Origin of the sequence: Avibacterium volantium, assembly GCF_049366555.1 — a bacterium.
Classification (GTDB): Bacteria; Pseudomonadota; Gammaproteobacteria; order Enterobacterales; family Pasteurellaceae; genus Avibacterium; species Avibacterium volantium_A.
On record NZ_JBMMGT010000006.1, the window covers coordinates 95,913 to 103,829 of the forward strand.

The 7,917-nt window shown below is 42.3% G+C and carries 9 protein-coding genes; 3 read left to right on the forward strand and 6 right to left on the reverse strand.

The genetic code is table 11. The annotated features are described in order from the left end of the window. Positions 1-84: 84 nt before the first annotated feature. Both proA and ACLS0A_RS03065 read right to left on the reverse strand, forming a co-directional pair. Positions 85-1,341: a glutamate-5-semialdehyde dehydrogenase gene (gene proA / locus ACLS0A_RS03060; RefSeq protein WP_416082353.1), complete on the reverse strand. Its 1,257-nt coding sequence runs from the start codon at positions 1,339-1,341 to the stop codon at positions 85-87. A 21-nt stretch (positions 1,342-1,362) separates the two neighbouring features. After that, a complete protein-coding gene (locus ACLS0A_RS03065) occupies positions 1,363-2,034 on the reverse strand; it encodes a trimeric intracellular cation channel family protein (RefSeq protein WP_416082354.1) in 672 nt (223 codons plus the stop codon). A gap of 145 nt (positions 2,035-2,179) precedes the next feature. On the opposite strand from ACLS0A_RS03065, the gene ACLS0A_RS03070 reads away from it, so the two are divergent. Continuing rightward, a complete protein-coding gene (locus tag ACLS0A_RS03070) occupies positions 2,180-2,992 on the forward strand; it encodes a hypothetical protein (RefSeq protein WP_416082355.1) in 813 nt (270 codons plus the stop codon). A 36-nt stretch (positions 2,993-3,028) separates the two neighbouring features. Here ACLS0A_RS03070 and cgtA read toward each other — a convergent pair whose 3' ends face one another. The 4 genes from cgtA to rplU form a co-directional block, all read right to left on the reverse strand. Continuing rightward, entirely contained in the window at positions 3,029-4,201 is a 1,173-nt protein-coding gene (gene cgtA / locus ACLS0A_RS03075; protein ID WP_416082356.1) for an Obg family GTPase CgtA, read from the reverse strand. 8 nt (positions 4,202-4,209) lie between these two features. Next, positions 4,210-5,130: a DMT family transporter gene (locus ACLS0A_RS03080; protein WP_416082357.1), complete on the reverse strand. Its 921-nt coding sequence runs from the start codon at positions 5,128-5,130 to the stop codon at positions 4,210-4,212. A 190-nt stretch (positions 5,131-5,320) separates the two neighbouring features. Then, positions 5,321-5,578 (reverse strand): 50S ribosomal protein L27, encoded by a 258-nt coding sequence (gene rpmA, locus ACLS0A_RS03085; protein ID WP_103853279.1) that lies wholly within the window; start codon positions 5,576-5,578, stop codon positions 5,321-5,323. Between the two features lie 20 nt (positions 5,579-5,598). Continuing rightward, entirely contained in the window at positions 5,599-5,910 is a 312-nt protein-coding gene (gene rplU / locus ACLS0A_RS03090) for a 50S ribosomal protein L21 (RefSeq protein ID WP_416082358.1), read from the reverse strand. A gap of 238 nt (positions 5,911-6,148) precedes the next feature. Between rplU and ispB the strand changes: the two genes are divergently transcribed. Together ispB and ACLS0A_RS03100 are read left to right on the forward strand one after the other, a co-directional pair. Further along, positions 6,149-7,120 carry an octaprenyl diphosphate synthase gene (gene ispB, locus ACLS0A_RS03095; RefSeq protein ID WP_416082359.1) on the forward strand — a complete coding sequence of 324 codons (972 nt, stop codon included), beginning with the start codon at positions 6,149-6,151 and terminating at the stop codon, positions 7,118-7,120. 24 nt (positions 7,121-7,144) lie between these two features. Further along, complete coding sequence (locus ACLS0A_RS03100) at positions 7,145-7,888, forward strand: epoxyqueuosine reductase QueH (protein ID WP_245872635.1); 744 nt, start codon at positions 7,145-7,147, stop codon at positions 7,886-7,888. The last annotated feature ends 29 nt before the right edge of the window (positions 7,889-7,917 follow it).

Genomic DNA, 7,917 nt, shown 5'->3' on the forward strand with positions numbered 1-7,917 from the left:
AAAACGTCATTTTTAAAATGACGTTTTGATATTATAAAATTTTAGCCCGAATAATCGAATAATTTTCAATTTCTTCCTAAAGGATTAAGGGCGTGCTAAATAATCCCCTACGCCCACCCATTTGTAAGACGTGAGCGCTTCTAATCCCATTGGCCCACGGGAATGGAGTTTTTGTGTACTCACCGCCACTTCCGCACCTAAGCCAAATTGTCCGCCATCGGTAAAACGAGTGCTTGCATTGACATACACCGCTGCACTGTCCACTTGATTGATAAATTGTTGCGCAAGAGGTTGCGAGCTAGTTAAGATCGCATCAGAATGTTGCGTACCATATTGATTAATAAAGGCCACCGCTTCATCAATATCTTTAACAATCACCACGTTGAGATCAGGCGAACCCCATTCTTGTTGCAAATCCTGCTCTTGCAATGGCACAACTTGCGCGCCCGCATTGCTTAAAATAGAAAGTGCGGTGGAATTTGCGTGAAATTTTATTTTCGATTGGCTAAATTCCGCCAACATAGGCAAAAATTGCGCGGCAATGCTTTCTTGCACCAACAAGGTTTCAAGGGTATTACAAGTGCTTGGGCGCTGTGTTTTAGCGTTGCTAATCACCGCTAAGGCACGCTTTAAATCGGCACTTTCTTCCACGAAAGTATGGCATACGCCCACGCCCCCAACGATCACAGGAATGGTGGAGTTTTCTTTACAAAGCTGATGTAAGCCCGCGCCGCCCCTTGGAATAAGCATATCCACATAGCGATCCAGTTTCATTAATTGCATCACTAAATCGCGGTTTGGATCAGTAATGGCTTGCACGGCATATTGCGGTAAATTGGCTTGTAATAAGGCTTGTTGCACCACTTCGACTAAAATTTTGTTGGAATGTTGGGTTTCCTTGCCGCCGCGTAAAATCACTGCATTGCCTGTTTTTAAGCATAAGCTAGCAACATCAATGGTTACGTTTGGTCGCGCTTCATAAATGGTTGCCACCACCCCTAAAGGCACGCGCACACGTTCAATTTTTAGTCCGCTGTCTAACGTACCGCCGTCAATGATTTTACCCACTGGATCGGGCAGAGAAATAATATGACGAACATCTTGTGCAATGGCGTGTAGCCGTTCTGGCGTGAGCAATAGGCGATCAATCAAGGCTTCCGACAAACCATTTTGTTGAGCGGCTTGAATGTCTTTTTCATTTTCCGCCAAAATGCGATCGGCTTGTTGTTCTAATTGCTCAGCGATACATTGCAGCGCGTGATTTTTTTCTTTCTCGCTACATTGCGCCAACACGAAAGCCGCTTGTTTGGCTTGTTTACCCATTTCTACTAAATTCGTCATTGTTTATCCTTATTTTAATTTTTATTTGATTTTTTTCGGCAGTTTGTCATCGGCTTGATTTTCGGCAATTTCCTGCTCTTGATAATCGAACACTGGCAAATGCCACTCAAAACGAATGGCGAGCAAGCGAATGGTAAAACCGCAAGCGAGCGTTACCACGATCACGATATTGTGATTAATATTCAATTGAAGCAAGCCAATATAAATACTTGCCGCCAGCAATGCAACACTGGCATACAGCTCTTTTTGGAAGACAAGAGGAATGCGGTTGCACAGTAAATCTCGCAATACGCCACCAAATGCGCCAGTGATAATTGCTGCGATAATTGCAATAATAAAACTATGCCCCATATCTAATGCAATCTGCGTACCGATAATGGAAAACACGATAAGCCCTAAGGCATCTAGCACTAAGAAAATGGTACGAAAATAGCGCATAAAATGGCGAATGAACGGTGCAATCACCACCGTTAGCACTGCGGCGCTGGCAACAATAATAAAATAATGAGGATTTTTCACCCAGCCAAGGGGATAATGCCCCAGCAGCACATCGCGCACTGAGCCACCGCCAATAGCTGTCATTGAGGCGATGATTACGACTCCGAAAATATCCATTTTTTCTCGCCCAGCAGCTAATGCACCAGTAATGGCTTCGGCGGTAATACCAATCAGATATAAAATGCTTAGTAGCATAAATTCCTTCATTAAAGTGCGGTGAAAATTTTTGTTATTTTAGGGGGGAATATGCCCTATAACAAGGAGAAAAATTTATAGATTTTTGACCGCACTTTTAAATTTCTGCATAATGTGCCACCTATTTGGATAAAAAGGAAAAATTATGTCAGAAAGCCAATCTAAATCTTTCACTTTTATGTTAAGCGCCATTCCACTTTGTTTGTTAATTTTGGTGGATAGCTTTGCATTATTTTTGCAAGGGCAACCCAAAGCCATTTCTCATTTGAGCTTAGCGGTGCTTGCGACGCAATTATTATGTGTACTGGTGTTTCATAAAGGACAAATTTGTAACGGGCAACGAGGGCGTTTGGTCAAGGTCAATGGCTATTTGTTCGTTTATTGGGGATTTTGGCTGCTGCTAAGTTTATTCTCAAATTATCATTATGTGCTGACGGATATGGTGAGCCTGTGCGGTATTGGGCTTTCACTGGCAATTTGGTTTCAACCGACAGATACGCAATTACGTCAATCTATTTTATTATTGGGTGCATTGTTAGGTGTGCTTGGCGTGGTCGTTTATTCCTTGATTTTTCTACAACTCCCTTGGCTTGCTTTACTGCCTTACAATTTCTTCGGGCAACTCTTTATGGGCGTGATTCTGGCAAATCTCTTTTTGGTGATTGCGAAAAACCGCTTGCAAGGTTTCATCGCCTTATTGCCTCTTGTGATGATGATTTTTTTATTATTGAATGGCATTTTATCTACAGTATTAATTTACCTTGCACATCAAAGTGCGGTGGTTTTTTATAACGAATTTGCCTTGGGGCTTTATTTCTTCCTACATTTAGTGCTAGTGGCAATCATTGCATTGCCGATTTTGACGAAAACTAAATTGAGTTATCCAACATTATCATTGCTCTTTTTCATCGCTTTGAGTTTGCCTATTTGGGCGAATTTTAGTTTGATTGCTAGATAAAGATAAAAAATAGGGCAGAAAATTCTGCCCTTATTGTTATGGTTTATAAATAATTTCTACGCCTTCATCATCTTCATCTGACCAATCATCCCAATCATCATCTTCATCATCAAATTGATGTTCAGCAAGTTGTTCTTGATGATAGTCATCCCATTTGAACTTCACTTCTTCTGGGTTCTCTGGTTGTTTTTCTTCCTCTCTTGGGTGAGCGTCTAAATAATCCATAATATCACGGCAGAGTGCTGGCACATTTTTTCCTGTCGCAGCGGAAATGAGGTAATAATCGCCCTCCCAACCTAAACGTTCAAGGATTTCTTTTGCTCGCTCGTGCGCTTCTTCATCGGACATTGTGTCGATTTTGTTAAACACGAGCCATTGGGTTTTCTCGGCAAGTTTTTCGCTATATTGGAAAAGCTCGCTTTCAATAATGGCAATGTTATCCGCAGGATCGCTACCATCAATTGGGTTGATGTCCACAAGGTGAATGAGGACGCGACAACGCTCTAAATGTTTTAAGAAACGAATACCTAAGCCCGCCCCTTCAGCAGCACCTTCGATTAAACCTGGAATATCCGCAATCACAAAGCTACGGTTTTCATCAACCCGAGCTACGCCTAAACTTGGCACAAGGGTGGTGAATGGGTAATCTGCCACTTTCGGCTTGGCTGCGGAAACAGCACGAATAAAGGTAGATTTCCCTGCATTCGGCAAGCCAAGCATACCCACATCAGCGAGCAACATTAATTCCAATAACAAATCACGTTTTTCGCCCGCTGTGCCGTTGGTTTTTTGTCGTGGCGCACGGTTTACTGAAGATTTAAAACGGGTGTTGCCTAAACCGTGATAGCCACCTTTGGCAATCAGCATTTTGGCACCGTGTTTGGTTAAATCCCCGAGGATTTCTTTGGTGTCGTTATCAATCGCACGCGTTCCTACTGGCACTCTTAGTGTGATGTCTTTACCACGGCGCCCTGTGCAGTCTGAGCTGCGACCATTTTCACCACGTCCTGCGGCAAAACGTTTTTCAAAACGGTAGTCGATCAGGGTGTTAAGGTTTTCATCGGCAACAAGATACACATCGCCACCATCACCGCCATCACCGCCATCAGGCCCACCTTTCGGGATAAATTTTTCGCGGCGGAAGCTCACACAGCCGTTTCCGCCATCACCAGCCTCAACACGAATCAAGGCTTCATCAATAAACTTCATTTTTTCTCCTATTTCTTATTCTTTATAAATTTGTGTCCAATTGCTGAGAACATTGCACCAAGCACCACCACGAACGCGCCAATATAGCTTAGGTTGTTGAGATCTGGCGCAGAAAAATCTTGCGGATCGATCGCGTGGAGCAAATGGGAAAACGCAATGGTAAATAATGGCACCAGCGTTACAACCACGCTCACTTTTGCCACTTCCCAGCGGTTTAAGGCTTCGGCATAAGCGCCGTAGCCGATCAATGTATTTAAACAACAGTAAATAAAACAAGCTAAGGTTAAACCACTTAGCCCCTGTACTTGTGAAACCTGCGCAAAGGGCGTAAAGACCATTGCACAACCAAAATAAAACATTAATAGCACTTGTTGTGCGGTGAATTGGCGTAGCATCAATTTTTGAGCCAACCCATAAGCGACCCAAATTAAGGCGGCGCAGATGCTTAATAATACCCCGATTAAATACCCATTTAGCTGGGTAAATTGGCCGAGCTTGTCATTAAAAAATAGCCCTAAACCGATAATTAAAATCACCAGTCCAATTTTTTGGTGCAAACCTAACCGCTCTTTGAAAACAATCACGCCACAAATCAGCATCGCAAAGGAAGAAAGGTGGATAAAAATCTGTGCGACCGAGGGTTCAATAAATTGTAATGAGGTATTAAATAAAGAGAAGTTGCCTGAAAGCCCGATAATGCCAAAAACTAACAAGCCCACATAATAGCGGTTAAGCTGTGAGAGCTTAGGCAATTTTTTGCTTAATCCTAAAAATAGCAGTAGGGCGGAACTGGCTACAATAAAGCGATACCAAACAATCGTTTGTGGTGTCATTACATTTAACACTTGCTTTAAAGCAATAGGCAGTGAACCCCAAGCCATTGCGGTGATTAAGGCAAATGTAAATCCTAATAGGGGTTGTTGTTTCATTACATTTCCTCCTTAATCTGGGCGATGTTCTCTTTTTATCTTTTACGCGGCTGAAATTGCTATATGGGGACAGCTTTGGCAATTTCTATATTAGCACGCAAAATTTTTTGAAATGATGTGGATTATATAGGCTAATAACAAAAAAAGCCCCACAAAACTGTGAGGCATTTTATTCTGTTTATTTGTAAAATTATTCAGCTACGATACTAACGTATTTACGATTTTTCTCGCCTTTAACTTCAAATTTTACTTTACCATCAGCAGTTGCGAATAAAGTGTGATCTCTACCCATACCTACGTTAGCACCTGCGTGGAATTTAGTACCACGTTGACGAACGATGATGCTACCTGCTAATACAGATTCGCCACCGAAGCGTTTAACACCAAGGCGTTTGGCTTCAGAATCGCGACCGTTACGAGTTGAACCACCAGCTTTTTTAGTTGCCATCTACTTGATCTCCTCTGAAATTATGCTTGAATCCCAGTGATTTTCACTTCTGTGAACCACTGACGATGACCTTGTTGTTTACGACTGTGTTTACGACGACGGAATTTAACGATTTTAACTTTATCGCCACGACCGTGTGAAACCACTTCAGCCACTACTTTCGCACCAGTAACAACTGGCGCACCGATTTTAACATCTTCACCATTAACGACCATTAACACTGAGTCGAATTCAACGCTTTCGCCAGTTGAAACTTCAAGTTTCTCTAAACGAACAACTTGACCTTCGCTTACTCGGTGTTGTTTACCGCCACTTTGGAAAACTGCGTACATAAATACTCCGCTATACATTGTGCTTTAATGTTTAATTCATTTAGCACATCAAAATTCATATAAATAGGTCGCAAATTCTACGGAAAAACAAACCCGATAGCAAGAATTTATTTGCAATAAAATAAAAAAAGTTAGATTTACGCTGGTTTGATTTCAGAAAGCCAAGAAAATCAGGTAAAATCAACCGCACTTTAGGCAATGATAAACAACATTCACGATGATAGATAAACGCAATCTTATGGATATAAATGCAATCCAAATGCTCATCAATGAGGATATGCAGAAAGTTAATGCCAAAATTTTGGCGCAGCTTAATTCTGACGTACCGCTGATTAATCAGCTGGGCTATTACTTAATTCAAAGTGGTGGCAAACGCATTCGCCCAATGCTTGCCGTGTTGGCTGCTAATGCGCTGGGTTATCAAGGGAAAGAGCATATTAATTGTGCCACTTTCATTGAGTTTACCCATACCGCAACCTTGTTGCACGATGACGTGGTGGACGAATCAGAAATGCGCCGCGGCAAACCCACGGCCAATAGCGAATTCGGCAATGCGGCCAGCGTGCTGGTGGGGGATTACATTTATACCCGCTCTTTTCAGCTAATGACGGATACTAACTCGCTGAAAATTCTAAAAATAATGTCCGATGCCACCAATGTGATTGCGGAAGGGGAAGTTCAACAATTGATGAATATGAACGATCCTGATACCACAGAAGAAAGCTATATGCGTGTTATTTATAGCAAAACCGCACGTTTATTTGAGGCCGCAACGCAGTGTTCCGCCATTGTTGCAGGGGCGAGCGAAGTGCAAGAGCTTGCATTGCAACAATATGGACGCTATCTCGGCACCGCATTCCAACTTATTGATGATGTATTGGATTATCAAGCTGACGCGCAAACCTTAGGCAAAAATATTGGTGATGATCTCGCTGAAGGCAAACCGACCTTGCCATTATTACACGCAATGCACAGCGGTGATGAAAGCCAACGCCAGCTTATTCGCAACGCCATTGAACAAGGCGGCCAACGTGAAATTTTAAATGACGTGCTTGCCATAATGGCACAATATGGCTCCATTGAATACACGATCGACCGTGCGCGCCAAGAAGCACAAAAAGCCATTGATGCCATTGCCATTTTGCCTGAAAGTGAGTATAAACAAGCACTGATTTCTTTGGCTTATTTATCAGTGGATAGAACAACCTAATTTTATTTTTAGCTATTATTGATTATGGAACAACAAACCAATCACGAAACAAACAAAAGTGCGGTGGAATTTTCGCAAAAATCGCACCGCACTTCGCGTAAAGCGAAAAAAGATCCGAATGCGCCTTTTGTGCGTGAAAAATTAACCTTGCCAAATGGACACCAAAAATTGCTGCTCCATTCTTGCTGCGCCCCTTGCTCGGGTGAGGTGATGGAAGCCATTTTGGCCTCTGGCATTGAATTTACCATTTACTTCTACAATCCGAATATTCACCCATTAAAAGAATATTTAATCCGTAAAGAAGAAAATATCCGCTTTGCAGAAAAATTTGGTATTCCATTTATTGATGCAGACTACGACCGCCAAAATTGGTTTGACCGAGCTAAAGGAATGGAAAACGAGCCAGAACGTGGCATTCGCTGCACAATGTGCTTTGATATGCGTTTTGAAAAAGCCGCACAATATGCGCACGAAAATGGTTTCCCCGTGTTTACGAGCTGTTTAGGCATTTCTCGCTGGAAAGATATGAACCAAATTAACGGCTGCGGACACCGCGCGGCGGCAAAATATGATGATGTGGAATATTGGGATTACAACTGGCGTAAAGGCGGTGGCTCACAACGAATGATTGAAATCAGCAAACGCGAACGTTTCTACCAACAAGAATATTGCGGCTGCGTTTATTCCTTGCGCGATACCAACAAATGGCGCGAAGCCAACGGCAGACAAAAAATCGAAATTGGTAAATTGTATTACACCAACGATTAATTGAATACATAAGTAAAAAGGGAATGATT

Bases quoted from the DNA above. Each gene is read 5' to 3' on its own strand.
- proA (WP_416082353.1), bottom strand. From the start codon at position 1,341: ATGACGAATTTAGTAGAAATGGGTAAACAAGCCAAACAAGCGGCTTTC.
- ACLS0A_RS03065 (WP_416082354.1), bottom strand. From the start codon at position 2,034: ATGCTACTAAGCATTTTATATCTGATTGGTATTACCGCCGAAGCCATT.
- ACLS0A_RS03070 (WP_416082355.1), top strand. From the start codon at position 2,180: ATGTCAGAAAGCCAATCTAAATCTTTCACTTTTATGTTAAGCGCCATT.
- cgtA (WP_416082356.1), bottom strand. From the start codon at position 4,201: ATGAAGTTTATTGATGAAGCCTTGATTCGTGTTGAGGCTGGTGATGGC.
- ACLS0A_RS03080 (WP_416082357.1), bottom strand. From the start codon at position 5,130: ATGAAACAACAACCCCTATTAGGATTTACATTTGCCTTAATCACCGCA.
- rpmA (WP_103853279.1), bottom strand. From the start codon at position 5,578: ATGGCAACTAAAAAAGCTGGTGGTTCAACTCGTAACGGTCGCGATTCT.
- rplU (WP_416082358.1), bottom strand. From the start codon at position 5,910: ATGTACGCAGTTTTCCAAAGTGGCGGTAAACAACACCGAGTAAGCGAA.
- ispB (WP_416082359.1), top strand. From the start codon at position 6,149: ATGGATATAAATGCAATCCAAATGCTCATCAATGAGGATATGCAGAAA.
- ACLS0A_RS03100 (WP_245872635.1), top strand. From the start codon at position 7,145: ATGGAACAACAAACCAATCACGAAACAAACAAAAGTGCGGTGGAATTT.